This is a genomic window from Muricoccus vinaceus (assembly GCF_042433125.1).
In the GTDB taxonomy this organism is placed as follows: domain Bacteria; phylum Pseudomonadota; class Alphaproteobacteria; order Acetobacterales; family Acetobacteraceae; genus Roseomonas; species Roseomonas vinacea.
In genome coordinates, this window is the sequence record NZ_JBHLVZ010000005.1 from 312,803 (window position 1) to 327,699 (window position 14,897).

The 14,897-nt window shown below is 71.9% G+C and carries 17 protein-coding genes; 11 read left to right on the top strand and 6 right to left on the bottom strand.

Features of this window, described 5'->3' with window-relative positions:
• Nucleotides 1-17 precede the first annotated feature (17 nt).
• Entirely contained in the window at nucleotides 18-1,112 is a 1,095-nt protein-coding gene (gene hrcA, locus ACFFIC_RS07910; protein WP_377049628.1) for a heat-inducible transcriptional repressor HrcA, read from the bottom strand.
• A 114-nt stretch (nucleotides 1,113-1,226) separates the two neighbouring features.
• On the opposite strand from hrcA, the gene ACFFIC_RS07915 reads away from it, so the two are divergent.
• From ACFFIC_RS07915 to ACFFIC_RS07950, 8 genes are all read left to right on the top strand, one after another.
• Nucleotides 1,227-1,562: an ArsR/SmtB family transcription factor gene (locus ACFFIC_RS07915; protein WP_377049629.1), complete on the top strand. Its 336-nt coding sequence runs from the start codon at nucleotides 1,227-1,229 to the stop codon at nucleotides 1,560-1,562.
• 13 nt (nucleotides 1,563-1,575) lie between these two features.
• Complete coding sequence (gene arsC / locus ACFFIC_RS07920) at nucleotides 1,576-2,010, top strand: arsenate reductase (glutaredoxin) (protein WP_377049630.1); 435 nt, start codon at nucleotides 1,576-1,578, stop codon at nucleotides 2,008-2,010.
• Between the two features lie 12 nt (nucleotides 2,011-2,022).
• On the top strand, nucleotides 2,023-3,360 hold the full coding sequence (locus ACFFIC_RS07925; protein ID WP_377049631.1) for an arsenic transporter: 1,338 nt from the start codon (nucleotides 2,023-2,025) through the stop codon (nucleotides 3,358-3,360).
• Between the two features lie 300 nt (nucleotides 3,361-3,660).
• The gene (gene rph, locus ACFFIC_RS07930) at nucleotides 3,661-4,473 is read left to right on the top strand and encodes a ribonuclease PH (RefSeq protein WP_377049632.1); all 813 of its coding nucleotides are present in this window, start codon (nucleotides 3,661-3,663) and stop codon (nucleotides 4,471-4,473) included.
• Nucleotides 4,470-5,090 (top strand): non-canonical purine NTP pyrophosphatase, encoded by a 621-nt coding sequence (locus ACFFIC_RS07935; protein ID WP_377049633.1) that lies wholly within the window; start codon nucleotides 4,470-4,472, stop codon nucleotides 5,088-5,090. Before rph ends, ACFFIC_RS07935 begins: the two co-directional genes overlap by 4 nt.
• Nucleotides 5,091-5,186: 96 nt before the next feature.
• Nucleotides 5,187-6,212, top strand: a complete 1,026-nt coding sequence (locus ACFFIC_RS07940) for a flagellar motor protein MotB (protein WP_377049634.1) — start codon at nucleotides 5,187-5,189, stop codon at nucleotides 6,210-6,212.
• Nucleotides 6,209-7,075, top strand: coding sequence for a flagellar motor stator protein MotA (gene motA, locus ACFFIC_RS07945; RefSeq protein ID WP_377049635.1), 867 nt, complete (start codon nucleotides 6,209-6,211; stop codon nucleotides 7,073-7,075). Before ACFFIC_RS07940 ends, motA begins: the two co-directional genes overlap by 4 nt.
• A 21-nt stretch (nucleotides 7,076-7,096) precedes the next feature.
• A complete protein-coding gene (locus tag ACFFIC_RS07950; protein ID WP_377049636.1) occupies nucleotides 7,097-7,522 on the top strand; it encodes a PaaI family thioesterase in 426 nt (141 codons plus the stop codon).
• A 16-nt stretch (nucleotides 7,523-7,538) separates the two neighbouring features.
• On the opposite strand, the gene ACFFIC_RS07955 is transcribed toward ACFFIC_RS07950, so the two are convergent.
• The 3 genes from ACFFIC_RS07955 to ACFFIC_RS07965 form a co-directional block, all read right to left on the bottom strand.
• Nucleotides 7,539-8,312 (bottom strand): SDR family NAD(P)-dependent oxidoreductase, encoded by a 774-nt coding sequence (locus tag ACFFIC_RS07955; protein WP_377049637.1) that lies wholly within the window; start codon nucleotides 8,310-8,312, stop codon nucleotides 7,539-7,541.
• 70 nt (nucleotides 8,313-8,382) lie between these two features.
• Nucleotides 8,383-8,679: a hypothetical protein gene (locus tag ACFFIC_RS07960; protein WP_377049638.1), complete on the bottom strand. Its 297-nt coding sequence runs from the start codon at nucleotides 8,677-8,679 to the stop codon at nucleotides 8,383-8,385.
• Nucleotides 8,676-9,158 (bottom strand): peroxiredoxin, encoded by a 483-nt coding sequence (locus ACFFIC_RS07965; protein ID WP_377049639.1) that lies wholly within the window; start codon nucleotides 9,156-9,158, stop codon nucleotides 8,676-8,678. Before ACFFIC_RS07965 ends, ACFFIC_RS07960 begins: the two co-directional genes overlap by 4 nt.
• 152 nt (nucleotides 9,159-9,310) lie before the next feature.
• On the opposite strand from ACFFIC_RS07965, the gene ACFFIC_RS07970 reads away from it, so the two are divergent.
• The 3 genes from ACFFIC_RS07970 to ACFFIC_RS07980 all read left to right on the top strand — a co-directional run bounded on the left by ACFFIC_RS07970 (nucleotide 9,311) and on the right by ACFFIC_RS07980 (nucleotide 12,969).
• Complete coding sequence (locus ACFFIC_RS07970; protein WP_456306927.1) at nucleotides 9,311-9,988, top strand: YqgE/AlgH family protein; 678 nt, start codon at nucleotides 9,311-9,313, stop codon at nucleotides 9,986-9,988.
• A gap of 201 nt (nucleotides 9,989-10,189) precedes the next feature.
• Nucleotides 10,190-12,058, top strand: a complete 1,869-nt coding sequence (aspS, locus tag ACFFIC_RS07975) for an aspartate--tRNA ligase (protein WP_377049640.1) — start codon at nucleotides 10,190-10,192, stop codon at nucleotides 12,056-12,058.
• Between the two features lie 29 nt (nucleotides 12,059-12,087).
• Nucleotides 12,088-12,969 carry an EipB family protein gene (locus ACFFIC_RS07980; RefSeq protein WP_377049641.1) on the top strand — a complete coding sequence of 294 codons (882 nt, stop codon included), beginning with the start codon at nucleotides 12,088-12,090 and terminating at the stop codon, nucleotides 12,967-12,969.
• A 16-nt stretch (nucleotides 12,970-12,985) separates the two neighbouring features.
• Here the strand turns inward: ACFFIC_RS07980 and ACFFIC_RS07985 are convergent, their stop codons facing one another.
• Together ACFFIC_RS07985 and ACFFIC_RS07990 are read right to left on the bottom strand one after the other, a co-directional pair.
• Nucleotides 12,986-14,248, bottom strand: coding sequence for an OprO/OprP family phosphate-selective porin (locus ACFFIC_RS07985; RefSeq protein ID WP_377049642.1), 1,263 nt, complete (start codon nucleotides 14,246-14,248; stop codon nucleotides 12,986-12,988).
• A gap of 126 nt (nucleotides 14,249-14,374) precedes the next feature.
• Nucleotides 14,375-14,842, bottom strand: a complete 468-nt coding sequence (locus tag ACFFIC_RS07990; RefSeq protein ID WP_377049643.1) for a hypothetical protein — start codon at nucleotides 14,840-14,842, stop codon at nucleotides 14,375-14,377.
• Between the last annotated feature and the right edge of the window lie 55 nt (nucleotides 14,843-14,897).

Consider the following 14,897-nt stretch of genomic DNA (forward strand, 5'->3'; position numbering starts at 1 on the left):
CGGGTGGGCCTTCCGGGTCAACCCAGCATGCGGCCGATCACCTGCGCGGTGTAGTCCACCACGGGGATGACGCGGCCGTAGTTGATGCGGGTGGGGCCGATCACGCCGATGGCGCCGACGATCTTTTCCTGGCCGTTGCGGAAGGGGGCGACGACCATGGAGACGCCTGCGGTGTCGAAGACGCCGCTTTCCGCCCCGATGAAGATCTGCACGCCCTGGCCGCGCTGGGCGAGCTCCAGCAGGCGGAGCATGGTTTCCTGTGCCTCGAGCCGGTCGAAGAGCGACTGGATCTCGGCGACCCGGGCGGCCTGGTCGATGTTCTGGAGCAGGCGGGACTGGCCGCGCAGGATCAGCGAGCCCCCTCCCCCGCCGGCCCAGGTGGCGAGGCCGCTTTGCACGACCTGGTTGGTCAGGGCGTCGAGCGCCGTGCGGTTGGCGGCGATCTCGGAGGAGACGAGGTGGCGGGTGTCCTCCAGCGTGCGGCCGTTGAGGCGGGCGTTGAGGTAGTTGCCGGCCTGGGCCAGCGCGCCGGCGGGCAGGCTGGGCGGAACCTCGATGATCCGGTTCTCCACCTGGCCGCGTTCGCCGACCAGCACCACCAGGGCGCGCCCTGGGCCCAGCGCCACGAACTCGATGTGGCGCAGCGAGGATTCGGCGGAAGGGGCCACCACCAGGCCGGCGGCGCCGGCCAAGCCGGAGAGCATCTGGCCGGCCTCGGCCAGCGTGTCCTGCATCGAGCGGCCGGAGGCGGCGCAGCGGGCGGAGATCGCCTCGCGCTCCTCGTCGGTCAGGTCGCCGAATTCGAGCAGGCCGTCCACGAAGAGGCGGAGGCCGCGATCGGTGGGAAGGCGGCCGGCGGAGGTGTGGGGCGCGTAGAGGAGGCCGGCGTCCTCGAGATCCGCCATGGCGTTGCGGATGGTGGCCGGGGAAAGGGAAAGGGGCAGGCGGCGCGACAGGGTACGGCTGCCGACGGGTTCCCCGGTTTCGACGTAAAGCTCCACGACCTGTCGGAGGATGGATGCGCTGCGCGTGTCCAGGCCCGGCAGGGGGGCACCCGCGGAGATGCTGCGGGGCGGAGCGAAGCCGGGGCGTTGGTTGGGCTGGGCGCCCATGCGGTGGCGGGTCTCCGGATGCGGTGTTGACCTCGTAAGCTAGGTAGGGGGAGCGGGGGCGTCAACGCGTGACGCACAGTTGCATGATCGTTTTATATCCACTATTCTGGATTTATGGATGCAGAACGGGCAACGGCCGCGCTGGGCGCCCTGGCACAGGGGACGCGGCTGGAGACATTCCGGCTTCTGGTGCGTCACGAACCCGGCGGGCTGCCGGCCGGCGAGGTCGCGCAGCGGCTGTGCGTGCCGCAGAACACGATGTCGGCGCACCTGTCGGTGCTGTCCCGCGCGGGGCTGGTGCGGGCGGAGCGGCGGGGGCGGTCGGTGATCTACCGGGCCGAGCTGGAGGGCCTGCGCGCCCTGGTGATGTTCTTGCTGCGCGACTGCTGCGGGGGGCGGGCGGAGCTCTGCGCGCCGCTTCTGGCCGAGCTGAGCGCGGCTTCCTGTTGAGAAGGGTTTTCCCATGGATGTCGTGATCTACCACAACCCGGCCTGCGGCACCTCGCGCAACGTGCTGGCCCTGATCCGCCACGCGGGGATCGAGCCGCATGTGGTGGAGTACCTGAAGACGCCGCCGTCGCGCGCGATGCTCCTGGCGCTGATGGGGCGGGCGGGGCTGAGCCCGCGGGGGCTGCTGCGGGCCAAGGAGGCGCTGGCGGCCGAACTGGGTCTGGACGACCCCGGCGCGGGGGACGAGCGGCTGGTGGAGGCCATGCTGGCGCATCCCGTGCTGATCAACCGCCCGCTGGTGGCGACGCCGCTCGGGGTGCGCCTGTGCCGGCCGTCCGAGGCCGTGCTGGAGATCCTGCCGGCGGAGGGCGGCGCCTTCGCCGGAGGAGCCTTCGCGAAGGAGGACGGGGAGCGGGTGCTGGACCGGGAGGGGCGGCGGATCGGCTGAGGGGCGCGGCCGGTGCTGGCTTTCCTGGTTTTCCTGGCGACGCTTGTTCTGGTGATCTGGCAGCCCCGCGGGCTGGGGATCGGGTGGAGCGCCATGGCGGGCGCGCTGGTGGCGCTGCTGCTCGGGGTGATCGGCTGGGCGGACGTGCCGGTGGTGTGGCGCATCGTGTGGGACGCGACCTTCACCTTTATCGGGCTGATCGTGATCTCGCTGCTGCTGGACGAAGCCGGCTTCTTCCAGTGGGCGGCGCTGCACGTGGCGCGCTGGGGCGGGGGACGCGGGCGGCGGCTGTTCCCGATGGTGGTGCTGCTGGGCGCCGCGATCGCCGCGGTGTTCGCCAATGACGGGGCGGCGCTGCTGCTGACGCCGATCGTGGTGGCGATCCTGTTGCGGCTGGACTTTCCGCCGGCGGCGACGCTGGCCTTCGTGGTGGCCACGGGCTTCGTGGCGGACACCACCAGCCTTCCGCTGGTGATCTCCAACCTCGTGAACATCGTGTCCGCCAACTTCTTCGGGATCGGGTTCAACCGCTACGCGGCGGTGATGGTGCCCGTGAACGCCGTGGCGCTGGCGGCGACGCTGGGGGTGCTGTGGCTGTTCCACGGGCGGGCCGTGCCCGCGCGCTATGACCTTTCGCGGCTGGAGGCGCCGGGGGGCGCGGTGCGAGACGGGCTGGTGTTTCGGGCGGCCTTTCCACTGCTGGGGCTGCTGCTGCTGGGATACGCGGTGCTGGCGCCGATGGGCGTGCCGGTCTCGGTGGTGACGGGTGGCGGGGCGCTGGCGCTGCTGGCCCTGGCCGGGCGGTGGCACCGGGGCGGGCGGGGCGTGGTGGTGCCGGTGGGGCGGGTGCTGCGGGGCGCGCCCTGGCAGATCGTGCTGTTCAGCCTGGGCATGTACCTGGTGGTCTACGGGCTGCGGAACGCGGGGCTGACGGGAGCGCTGGCGGGCGCCCTGGCCTGGCTGGCGGACCAGGGGCCCCTCGTTGCCACGCTCGGCACGGGGTTCGGGGCGGCGCTGCTGTCCTCGGTGATGAACAACATGCCGGGGGTGCTGGTGGGGGCGCTCTCGATCGAGGAGGCGCGGGGCGTTCCGGCGGCCACGCGGGAGCTGATGGTCTATGCCAACGTGATCGGCTGCGACCTCGGGCCCAAGCTCACGCCGATCGGCAGCCTGGCGACGCTGCTGTGGCTGCACGTGCTGGCGCGCAAGGGAATCGTGATCGGCTGGGGGGCCTATATGCGGGTGGGGCTGGCGATCACGCCGCCGGTGCTGCTGGCGGTGCTGGTGGCCCTGTGGCTGTGGCTGCCCCTTCTGGGGCCGGGAGATCCGGTGCTGCTGGGCAAGCCCTAGGGCGCTGGCGGCGTGGCGGGATGGCATTAGGAACGGATTAAGCGTCGCCCCGCCACATTCCGTCACGAGCGCGACATTCTTCCGTCGCGGGGGCGGGCGCCAATGGAGGCGGGATGCGGAGGCCGCCATGGGCGACGCGCGGGATGGATGGGGACGCAAGCGGGGCTTGCCCTCTGCGGGGGCATGGGCGGCCATGCTCACGCTGTGGCTGCCGCCGATGGAGCGGGGGGCGGAAGCGGCGTTGACAGGGGCAGGGCCGGGCGTCTTCCTCCCGCCTCCGTTCCGCGAGAGTGCCGCCGCATGTCCAGCAAGCCTTCCCAGCCCTCCCCCGGCTCCGCCTTCGGGGCCGCCCTCGGGCAGGCCCTCGGAATAACCGGAGCGGATGGCCGGCCGATCGGGCGGCCATCCGGCCGCGCGCCGGACCAGCTGCGGGCGCTGAAGCTGGAGCCGGGCTTCGCACGGCACGCGGAGGGGTCCTGCCTGGTGCGGATGGGGGTGACGGAGGTGCTGTGCACCGCCAGCGTGGAGGGGCGGGTGCCGGGCTTCATGCGGGGCAAGGGCATGGGCTGGGTGACGGCCGAGTACGGCATGCTGCCGCGGGCGACGCATACGCGGGGCGAGCGCGAGGCGGCGCGGGGCAAGCAGTCCGGCCGCACGCAGGAGATCCAGCGGCTGATCGGGCGCAGCCTGCGCGCGGTGACGGACCGGGCGGCCATGGGCGAGATGACGGTGACGCTGGACTGCGACGTGCTGACCGCCGATGGCGGCACGCGCTGCGCCGCCATCACCGGGGCCTGGGTGGCGCTGCACCTGGCCTTTCAGCACTGCCGCAAGGCCAACATCATGGCGCGCGACCCCCTGGTGGACCAGGTTGCGGCGGTGTCCTGCGGGATCCATGGCGGGGTGCCGGTGCTGGACCTGGACTACGCCGAGGACAGCGGCGCCGACACGGACGGGAACTTCGTGATGACGGGCAAGGGCGGCATCGTGGAGGTGCAGGCCACCGCGGAGGGAGCGCCGTTCTCGGAGGCGGAGCTGACGGGGCTGCTCGGGCTGGCGCGCAAGGGTGTGGCGGAGTTGTTCGCGGCGCAGCGCGCGGCGGTGGGGCTGTGAGCGGCGCGCACCGGCCGCTCGCGGAGCGGCGGATCTGCCTGGCCACGCACAATGCGGGCAAGGCGCGGGAGGTGGAGGCGCTGCTGGCGGAGCACGGGATCGAGGTGGTGACGGCCGGGGAACTGGGGTTGCCCGTGCCGGAGGAAACGGAGACCACCTTCATCGGCAATGCCTCGCTGAAGGCGCTGGCGGCGGCACGGGCGAGCGGGATGGTGGCGATGGCCGACGATTCCGGCTTTTCCGTCCGGGCGCTGAACGGGGCACCGGGGGTCTACACGGCGAACTGGGCGGAGCAGCCGGACGGGTCGCGCGACTACGGGGCGGCGATGGCGAAGGTGGAGCGGCTGGCGCGGCATTCGGCGGACCACGCGGCCTGGTTTTCCTGCGCGCTGGTGATCGCCTGGCCGGACGGGCATGTGGAGCCCTTCCTGGGCGAGGCGCCCGGGCGCTGGATCTGGCCGCCGCGCGGGGAGCGGGGCTTCGGATATGACCCGATGTTCGTGCCGGATGGGGGGCACGAAACCTTCGCGGAGATGGAGCCGGCGCGGAAGCACGCGATCAGCCACCGGGCGGCGGCGTTCCGGCTGCTTTCGGAGGCCTGCCTGCCGCCGCGCTGAGGCCGGACAGGAAAGGCGGGGCGGGAAAGGCGGGGCGGTTAACGGAGCCTTCGTCGTGCCGCGGGTAGCTTGCGCCCGGATAGCGGGTGCGGGGCCGTGGCAACAGGCAAAAGCGAAGGCGTCACCATCGTCATCAAGAAGGAGGAGGGGGGCGCGGGCGGCCACCATGGTGGCGCCTGGAAGGTCGCCTATGCCGACTTCGTCACGGCCATGATGGCCTTCTTCCTGCTGATGTGGCTGCTGAACGCGACCACGGAGGAGCAGCGGCGGGGTCTGGCCGACCACTTCAACCCGACCAACGTGATGGGGCAGCGGCCGAGCGGATCGGGGCAGCCCTTCGGGGGACGGACGCCCAACGAGGCCGGGCAGATGGCCTCCAACGCCTCCTCCGTTCGGGCGGAGACGGGGCCGCGGCCGGTGGTGTTCGACCTGGAGGAGGACGACAGCAACACCCCGGCCTCGGCGGTGGAACGGCGCGAGGGGCCCAGGGGCGACGACGAGACCGCGACGCCCGCGCGGCTGCGGGCCGAGCGGGCAACGGGCGGCACGGACGGGGCCGGCGCCGAGGGCACGGGCGGCCCCGAGGTGGCGCGGGCCTCGGCGGAGGCGCTGCGGGAGGAGCTGGAGAAACGCGAGCGGGAGGTGCTGGACCGCCTGGCCGAGCAGGTGCGGGCGGCCGTGCGGGACGACCCGGCGCTGGCGGACCTCGCCCGGCAGCTGCAGGTGGAGCAGGTGCCGGAGGGGCTGCGCATCCAGATCCTGGACGCGGAGCGGCAGCCGATGTTCGCGCTGGGCGGCAGCGCGCCGGCCGAGCGGGGGCGGGCGCTGCTGACCAAGGTCGCGGCGGTGATCAACCGGGTGCCCAACGCGGTTGCCATCAGCGGGCACACGGATGCGACGCCCTTCCGGCCGGGCGCGCGGAGCAACTGGGACCTTTCCGCGGAGCGGGCGAACGCGACGCGGCGGCTGCTGGTGGAAGGCGGGGTGGCGGAGGCGCGCGTGCGGAGCGTGGCGGGGCTGGCCGAGCGCGAGCCGCTGCTGGCCGATGATCCCGGCAGCCCCGCCAACCGGCGGGTTTCCATTCTGCTGCTGCGCGAGAACACGAGGAACGCCGCGCCATGACCACGATCATCGGCTTCGTGGTGATGATGGTCACCGTGTTCGGCGGCTACACCCTGTCGGGCGGGAAGTTCGACATCATCCTGCACGCGCTGCCGCTGGAGGGGATGATGATCGGCGGCGCCGCGATCGGCGCCTTCGTGATGTCGAACTCGATGCACGACGTGAAGCACACGCTGGGCGGCTTCGGAAAGCTGCTGAAGGGCGCGAGGTTCCACAAGTCCGATTACGTGGAGATGCTGTCGCTGCTCTACTGGTTCGTGCGCCTGGTGCAGACCAAGGGGGCCATGGCGTTGGAGGCGCATATCGAGAAGCCCGAGGAAAGCCCGGCCTTCGCGAAGTTCCCGAAGATCAAGGCGAACCACCACGTGGTCGCGATCATCTGCGACTACCTGCGCATGGTCGGCATGAACGCCGACGATCCGCACCAGATCGAGGACGTGATGGCGCGCGAGCTGAAGAAGATCAAGGAGGAGGAGCTGCATCCCTCCCACGCCATGCAGAACATGGCGGACGCGCTGCCGGCGCTGGGGATCGTGGCGGCGGTGCTGGGCGTGATCAAGACCATGGCCTCGATCGACCAGCCGCCGACGGTGCTGGGGGGCATGATCGGCGGCGCGCTGGTGGGCACCTTCCTGGGCGTGCTGCTGGCCTATGGCGTGATGGGGCCGATGGCCGCGCGGCTGAAGGGGGTGGTGGACGAGGAGCAGAAGTATTTCGAGGTGATCCGGGCGGTGCTCGTCGCGCACCTGCACGGCAACGCGCCGCAGGTTTCGGTGGAAACGGGGCGGAAGATGGCGCCTTCCTCCCACATGCCCTCGTTCCAGGAGCTGGAGGCGGCGCTGCAGGATTTGCAGATCGCCTGACGGGCGCGCTACGCCCCGCGAATGGATGACACAGCCCCCTTTCACGACCTCATCGGCATCACCGTGGACGAGTGGAGGGAGGGCTTCGCGCGGCTCGCCCTTCTCGTCGAACCCAGGCACCACAACCGGAGCGGGGTGCTCCATGGCGGGGTGCTGCTGTCCATGATCGATCAGGCCGGGGGCTATGCCGGGCTGTTCTGCACGGTGCCCGGGAACGTCCGGCGGGCGGTGACGGTGGACCTGGACTGCCGCTTCACCGGGCAGGTGAAGGCGGGGCGGATCGTGGCCGAGGGGCGGATCGTGACCGCCGGGCGGAACATCTTCTTCACCCGGACGGAGGTGCTGGGGCCGGACGGCAAGATCGTGGCCTTCGGGGCCGGCACGCACCGGTGGCGCAGCGGGAGCAACCTGCCGGAGGGCGTGCCGGCCGATTCGCCGGTGGGGTGAGGATCGGGGGCGCTGCTCAGGCACCGCCCCAGTTCATGGTCAGGCCACCGTCCATGACGATGGTCTGGCCGGTGATGTAGTCGGCGTCGGGGCCGGCGAGGAACAGGGCGAGCCTGGCGATTTCCTCGGGCTGGCCGGCACGGTGCCAGGGGATCTCCTTGAAGGAGGCCTCGCGCTTGGCGGGGTCGTCCAGGCGTTCCTGGGTCATCGGCGTCTGGATCAGGCCGGGGGCGATGCCGACCACGTTGATCTTGTGGGGGGCGAGTTCCACCGAAAGGGAGCGGGTGAGCGAGGTGAGCCCGGCCTTGGACATGCCGTAGGGGGCGCTGCCGTCGGTGGGCAGGTGCTGGGCCACCGAGGAGACGTTGATGATCTTGCCGCCGGGACCGGCGGGGAGGCGCTGGCGCAGGAACGCGCGGGCGCACCAGAGGGGGCCGAGGAGGTTGGTGCGGATCACCACCTCCGCGTCCTCGTCGGCGATCTCGGCCACGGGCTTCTTGCCGCCCATGCCCTTGCCGGCGTTGTTCACGAGGATGTCGGGGATGCCGAGCGCGCTCCGGGCGGCCTCGAAGGCGGCATCCACGGAGCGGGAATCCATCACGTCGAGTTGCGCCACGTGGGCGCGGCGCCCCGCGGCTTCGACGCGCCCCGCGGCCTCGCGGGCGCCGGCCTCGTCGGTGTGCCAGGTGACGGTGACGTCGGCGCCCGCGCGGGCCAGCGCAACGGCGATCTCGGCGCCGATGCCGGAATCCGAGCCCGTCACGAAGGCCACCTTGCCCTGCAGAACCATGAACACCGCCTCCGTTGATCCGCGTTTCAAGCGCGGGAACGGAGGGGTGGTTGCCGGATGGGCGTCGCGGTCAGGCCTTGCGCAGGCTGCGGAGGTTGGCGCTGACCCGGCGGCGGGCGGGATGGGCGGCGGCGGCCATCACGGCCGCCGGGTTCTCGCCCCGCATGGCGGCGCGGCCGGCGGCGAACCAGCCCTCGGTGAAGGCGCGCTGCTTCTCCAGCGCCATGCGGGTCAGTTCGGCCCCGGCGCTGTCGGGCTTGGACAGCAGGGCGGCGGAGCGCAGCGTGAAGACCCAGCCCGCCTGCCAGGCGTAGAGGGGCCAGTTGGCCTTGAGGTCCCCAGGCTTTGCATTCCGGCTGCGGCTCATAGCTGGGCCAACACGGTCTCGGCGCTGCTGACGCCGAAGGCGCCGGGCTCCTCGACCCCGACATAGGTCACGCGGCCGTTCTTCACGACGAGGGCGAAGCGCTGGGCACGCATGCCGAGGCCACGGGCGGTGAGGTCCTGTTCCATGCCGAGGGCCTTGATGAAGGCGGCGGAGCCGTCGGCCAGCATGATGACTTGGTCTTCCACGCCCTGGTCGCGGCCCCAGGCCTGCATCACGAAGGCGTCGTTCACGGCGACGCAGGCGATGGTTTCCGCCCCCTTGGCCCTGAGCGCCGCGGCCTGCTGCACGAAGCCCGGCAGGTGCTTGGCGGAGCAGGTGGGGGTGAAGGCACCGGGGACGCCGAAGAGAACGGCGGTGCCGGTGCCCAGCAGGGTGGCGGGATCGACCTCGCGCGGGCCCTCGGCGCTGGCCTGCATGATCTTGACGGAGGGGATGGCGTCGCCGGTCTTGATGGCCATGGGAGGTCCTTGCGGGGTGGGATCGGCACAGTTTCGCCGCCGCTTCCGTGGCGCTGTCAACGGGCGGGCCGGGCCGGGGTTTGCGCGCGGGCTTTGCGCTGAAGCTGCGCGGGCGGGTTGCAGCACCGGGGGCGTGCTGCCATGTCAGCGGCATGACGCGGCGCCCGAAGGACACGGCTCCCCCTCCCCTCCCCCTCGACGAGGACCTGGAGGACGAGGCGATGGAAGCCCCCCCGATCCAGCTTTCCCGCATGGCACGCCCGCCTTCGGAAGAGGGCTGGCTGGGCGGGCAGCTGCTGATCGCCATGCCCAGCATGGAAGACCCGCGCTTCGCCCGCGCGGTGATTTGCCTTTGTGCCCATTCGGCGGAGGGGGCGATGGGGATCGTGCTGAACCGGGCGATCGAGAACCTGACTTTCGATGACCTCCTCAAGCAGCTGGACGTGAGCCCGGTTCCGCCGGCGCGGCGGATCCGGCTGCATGCCGGGGGGCCGGTGGAGGGCGGGCGCGGCTTCGTGCTGCACACCCAGGATTGGTCCAGCGAGGGCAGCCTGACGATGGAGGGCGGCTTCGCGCTGACGGCCAGCGTGGACATCCTCAAGGCCATCGCGGGCGGCGGCGGGCCGCGGCAGGGGCTGCTGGCGCTGGGCTATGCGGGCTGGGGGCCGGGGCAGCTGGAAAGCGAGATCCAGCACAATGCCTGGCTCAACGTTTCGCCGGACGAGGCGATCCTCTTCACCGAGGAAGACCAGGACGCCAAGTGGCGGCGGGCACTGGCCAAGTTGAAGGTGGATCCCCTGCTGCTCGTGGGGACCGCCGGGCGGGCCTGAGCGGCCGCGGCTCCCCGGCTGGGGGCCGGGGAAGGGGACAAGCGCTTCGGGTTTGCCGTGGAGCGCCGGGGCGGGACAAACGCTTTGCGTTTGCCCTGGGTAAAGCGGGACAAACGCTTTGCGTTTGCCCTGGGCTTGACACCCGGGGCCGGCCTGCCGCTCTTGCCGCCCCCAACACGACCAGCATCAGGCCCTTCCACCATGCATGCCTATCGCACCCACACCTGCGGCGCGCTCCGTGCGTCGGACGCCGGCAGCACCGTCCGGCTTTCCGGCTGGGTGCACCGCAAGCGCGACCATGGCGGGCTGTTGTTCATCGACCTCCGGGACCATTACGGGCTGACGCAATGCGTGTTGCCCCAGGGGTCGCCGGTGTTCGAGGCGGCGGACAACCTGCGGCCGGAGAGCGTGATCACCGTGACCGGCCAGGTGGTGGCGCGCGAGGCGGGCACGGTGAACCCGAAGCTGCCGACGGGCGAGGTCGAGCTGCGGGTGGTGGAGCTGTCCGTGCAGTCGGCGGCCGAGGTGCTGCCGATCCAGGTGGCGGGCGACCAGGAGTTCCCGGAGGAGCTGCGGCTGCGCTACCGCTTCCTCGACCTGCGGCGGGAAAAGCAGCACCGGAACCTGATGCTGCGGGCGGGGGTGATCGCCTCCATCCGGCGGCGGATGATCGAGCAGGGCTTCACCGAGTTCCAGACGCCGCTGCTGACGGCGAGCAGCCCGGAGGGAGCGCGGGACTTCCTGGTGCCGTCGCGCCTGCATCCCGGCAAGTTCTATGCGCTGCCGCAGGCGCCGCAGATGTTCAAGCAGCTGGCGATGGTGGCGGGCTTCGACCGCTACTTCCAGATCGCGCCGTGCTTTCGCGACGAGGCGGCGCGGGCGGATCGTTCGCCCGGCGAATTCTATCAGCTCGACTTCGAGATGAGCTTCGTGACCCAGGAGGACGTGTTCGCGGCGATCGAGCCGGTGATGCACGGGGTGTTCGTGGAGTTCGGGGCCGGGCGCACCGTGACCCCGGCGCCCTTTCCGCGGATCGCCTATGACACGGCGATGCTGGAATACGGCTCGGACAAGCCGGACCTGCGGAATCCCATCAAGATCACGGACGTGACGCAGCACTTCGCGGGTTCGGGCTTCGGGCTGTTCTCGAAGATCGCAGCCTCGGGCGGGATCATCCGGGCCATTCCGGCGCCCGGCGCCGCGGACAAGCCGCGCGGCTTCTTCGACAAGCTGAACGAGTGGGCGCGGGCCGAGGGCGCGGGCGGGCTGGGCTACATCCAGTTCGCGCAGGACGGCGCCAAGGGACCGATCGCGAAGAACCTGGAGGCCGACCGCGTGGAGGCGATCCGCGCCGCCTGCGGCTTGCAGCCGGGGGATGCGGTGTTCTTCGCCGCCGGCAAGAAGGAGGACGCGCAGAAGTTCGCGGGCGCGGTGCGGACGCGGCTGGGCAACGAGCTGGGCCTGATCGAGGAGAACGCCTTCCGCTTCTGCTGGATCGTCGATTTCCCGATGTACGAGGAGAACGAGGAGAAGCCGGGCGGGATCGACTTCTCGCACAACCCCTTCTCGATGCCGCAGGGGGGACTGGAGGCGCTGAACTCCATGAACCCGTTGGATATCAAGGCTTTCCAGTACGACATCGTGTGCAACGGGATCGAGCTTTCCTCGGGGGCGATCCGCAACCACCGGCCGGACATCATGATCCGCGCCTTCGAGATCGCCGGCTATTCAGCGGACGAGGTGGAGGCGCGCTTCGGCGGCATGCTGAACGCCTTCCGCTACGGCGCGCCGCCGCACGGGGGCTCCGCGCCGGGGATCGACCGGATGGTGATGCTTCTGGCCGACGAGCCGAACATCCGCGAGGTCACGCTGTTCCCGCTGAACCAGCAGGCGGAGGACCTGATGATGGGGGCTCCGGCCGCCATCGAGCCGGGGCGGTGGAGGGAGCTGTTCCTGAAGCCCGACGTGCCGCCGGCCAAGGGGGCGGCCAAGGCCCCCTCCCCCGCCGCGAATGCGGGCGAGCAGGGCGCGGCTGTCACGCAGGGTGCAACGGCGGCCAAGAGCACCTAAGTCAGCGCGTGAACCGGAAAGGCACCTCGATGCGCCTGCGCTCTCTTCTCGCCGTCACCACCGCCCCCGTCCTCGCGCTGGGGGCGGCCCTTGCGCTCGCGGGGCCGGCCCCCGCCCAGCCCGCACCCGCGGCGGCACCCGGGGCGGCCCAGGCCCCGGCCGCCCTGCCGGGGTCGGAGGCGATGGTGCCTCACCGCGGGGCCTATCGCCTGACCTTCGACAAGTCGCGCGACAGTTCGGACATCGCCCGCGCCGAGGGCGTGATGTTGTTCGAGGTGCTGGATGCCTGCGACGGCTGGGCGAGCCGGCAGCGGCTGTCCATGCGGCTGCAGGACCGGGACGGGCAGGCGATCGAGACGGCCTCCGACTACGCCACCTGGGAAAGCAAGGACGGGCGGCGGCTGCGCTTCTCCATGACGCAGATGACCGGGGGCGCGGTGAGCAACCGCATCACCGGCGAGGCGGTGCTCCAGCCCGATGGCTCGGGGGTGGCGAATTACGAGCAGCCCAAGCCGGCCCAGGAGAGGCTGCCGGCGGGGACGCTGCTGCCGATGGCCCACACCATCCGGGCGATCGGGGCGGCGCGGGCGGCGGAGCGCATCCTGAACGTGCCGCTGATGGATGGCACCAGCGAGGACGGGTCGCAGGAGAGCACCACGATCATCTCCCCCTGGCGGCGCGAGGGCGACGCGCAGCCGCGCTTCCCGCTGCTGGGCGGGCAGGAGAGCGGGCGGATGCGGATCGCCTTCTTCGGCAAGGACAGCAATGGCGGGGGCGCGGCCTCGCCGGACTACGAGGTGGGGCTGCGCTACTATGCCAATGGCGTGGCGGACGAGCTGAACATGGACTTCGGCGAGTTCTCGGTGAACGGGCGGCTGGAAACGCTGGAAGCCGTGCCCGGCGGCTGCTGAGCGTTTCGCGCCGCCCTCAAAGGTTGAAGGCGGCGCGGAGGCCGATGGCCTGGAAGTTCCGGTTCTCCGGGCCTCCGCCCGACCCGGACAGGGCGGTCGTGCCGTTCTGGTACTGGGCGGCGAGCCGCAGGCGGTCGGTGGGATACCAGTTCAGCGCCACGGTCCAGATCGACTGGCGCGCGCCGCGCGATCCCTCGCGCAGGTCCACGGTGCTGTAGCGGGCGCCGAGTTCGAGGCTGCCGAGCGGTCCCTCGGCTTTCGGGCGCTTCCAGGTGGCGCTGGACTCCGAGCGCTGGCGGGGCGGGCCGGACAGGGGATAAAGGGCCTGGACGTACCAGCCCTCGTGGCGCGGATCGGGGCCGGAGACGGCATCGACCGCCACGCGCTGCCAGAGGCCTTCGACATAGAGCGGGCCGAAGCGGGCGGAGAGTTCGGGGCCCGCGGCCCAGGCGCCATCGGCGCGGACCGTGCCGCTGTCCAGGAAGCGGCGGCTGTCCACGCGCAGTTCCGGGTAGTCGCGCAGGCGGATGCTTTCCGCGCCGGGGCTGGTGCCCGGGTGGAACTGCGCCGCGGCATCGAGGCCGAACTGGAGCTGCAGGGCGGGGCTGTCCACCGCCAGGACCACGGCGCGCCCGACGAGGCCGCGCTGGCGTTCGTCGTCGGGGGTGGAGGCCACGCCGCCGGTGACGTAGCCGCTGGCGTTCCAGCGGGCGCCAGCCGTGCCGATGGCGCCGTTGCCCTCGATGCCTGCGGCCAGGCGCGTGCTGCCGGAGGCGAGCGAGGCCACGACGTTGCTGATCGCCGCGCGCTCCAGGAAGGGCAGGTCGAAGGAGGAGCCGGCATAGTCGGGCAGGTGCTGCAGCTGGAAGGCGCCCGCGCGGATGGTGGCGCCCGGCAGGGCGGTATAGGCGATCTGGGCCTCGTAGAACTCGCTGTAGTCGTTGGGCGCGGAGCCGCCGAGCTCCCAGGTGAAGGCGTAGGAGAAGTCCCGCAAAAGGGTGCCCTGAGCGCCCAGCCGGGCGCGCCGCATGTTCACGCCGCTGCGGAAGCCGCCCGGCTGGTCCTGGCCGAAGAAGGAGCCGGCATCGGCATCCAGGCGGAGCGTCGGGCGCAGCGTGAAGGCGCCGTCGCCGAGCTGGAGGGTGGGCTCCGGGCCATCCCAGCGGAGGCCGTCGGGGGAGCCGCCTGCCTGGTTGCTTTCCCCGGCCGTGGCGCCCCCGCGGGCGGGGACGGCGGCGAGGGCGAGGCACGCGAGGAGCAGGCCGGGACGGGACAGCATGATGATGCCTGGAACTCCGGTTGGTTCGGAGCCTCAGTAGCGGCTGTTGCGGCTGGCGTACCTGATCTTCGCGTGAGCGGGCGCGATGGGCGGGATCGGACCGCCCTTTCCGTTCCGCTGTGGGGTTCAGCGCGAGGGCATGGCGCCGAGCTTGTCCAGCAGCACGGCGGCGGCGTCCACGCAGGCGCGGGTGGGCTCGCCCTCTGCGCAGTGGATGTGGATCTCGGCATCGTCGCGCTGGAAGTGGAAGCTCGCGGCGCGGGAGGGCGGCGGGCCGCGGTGCCACCCGCGCATGGGGCCGTGGGCCTCCATCATGCCGGGGCCGCGCGGGCCGGAACCGGGCATCCCAGGGCCGGGCATCCCGGGGCCGGCCATGCCGGAGCCTCCCATGCCGGAGCCTCCCATGCCGGGGCCTCCCATGCCGGGGCCTCCCATGCTGGGGCCGCGGGGGCCGGGCGGCGGCGGGGACGGAACGGGTGCCTGGGCCTGGGGCGGCGCGGAGTCGGCCGGGGCGGGCTGGGCCAGGGCCAGGCCCGAGGCCGCCAGGGCCAGGGGCAGCGAAAGCGCGGTGGCGAGGAACAGCGATCTGCGCATCGTGGCGTCTCCGTTTTCCGGATGATCCGGGAAGAGCATCCTGGCGCGAACAGGG

Excerpts from the sequence above, each read along its gene's own strand:
- motA (WP_377049635.1), top strand. The coding sequence starts at position 6,209 with ATGACCACGATCATCGGCTTCGTGGTGATGATGGTCACCGTGTTCGGC.
- ACFFIC_RS07960 (WP_377049638.1), bottom strand. The coding sequence starts at position 8,679 with ATGAGCCGCAGCCGGAATGCAAAGCCTGGGGACCTCAAGGCCAACTGG.
- ACFFIC_RS07915 (WP_377049629.1), top strand. The coding sequence starts at position 1,227 with ATGGATGCAGAACGGGCAACGGCCGCGCTGGGCGCCCTGGCACAGGGG.
- aspS (WP_377049640.1), top strand. The coding sequence starts at position 10,190 with ATGCATGCCTATCGCACCCACACCTGCGGCGCGCTCCGTGCGTCGGAC.
- ACFFIC_RS07970 (WP_456306927.1), top strand. The coding sequence starts at position 9,311 with ATGACGCGGCGCCCGAAGGACACGGCTCCCCCTCCCCTCCCCCTCGAC.
- arsC (WP_377049630.1), top strand. The coding sequence starts at position 1,576 with ATGGATGTCGTGATCTACCACAACCCGGCCTGCGGCACCTCGCGCAAC.
- ACFFIC_RS07985 (WP_377049642.1), bottom strand. The coding sequence starts at position 14,248 with ATGCTGTCCCGTCCCGGCCTGCTCCTCGCGTGCCTCGCCCTCGCCGCC.
- ACFFIC_RS07980 (WP_377049641.1), top strand. The coding sequence starts at position 12,088 with ATGCGCCTGCGCTCTCTTCTCGCCGTCACCACCGCCCCCGTCCTCGCG.
- ACFFIC_RS07950 (WP_377049636.1), top strand. The coding sequence starts at position 7,097 with ATGGATGACACAGCCCCCTTTCACGACCTCATCGGCATCACCGTGGAC.
- ACFFIC_RS07965 (WP_377049639.1), bottom strand. The coding sequence starts at position 9,158 with ATGGCCATCAAGACCGGCGACGCCATCCCCTCCGTCAAGATCATGCAG.
- ACFFIC_RS07955 (WP_377049637.1), bottom strand. The coding sequence starts at position 8,312 with ATGGTTCTGCAGGGCAAGGTGGCCTTCGTGACGGGCTCGGATTCCGGC.
- ACFFIC_RS07990 (WP_377049643.1), bottom strand. The coding sequence starts at position 14,842 with ATGCGCAGATCGCTGTTCCTCGCCACCGCGCTTTCGCTGCCCCTGGCC.
- rph (WP_377049632.1), top strand. The coding sequence starts at position 3,661 with ATGTCCAGCAAGCCTTCCCAGCCCTCCCCCGGCTCCGCCTTCGGGGCC.
- hrcA (WP_377049628.1), bottom strand. The coding sequence starts at position 1,112 with ATGGGCGCCCAGCCCAACCAACGCCCCGGCTTCGCTCCGCCCCGCAGC.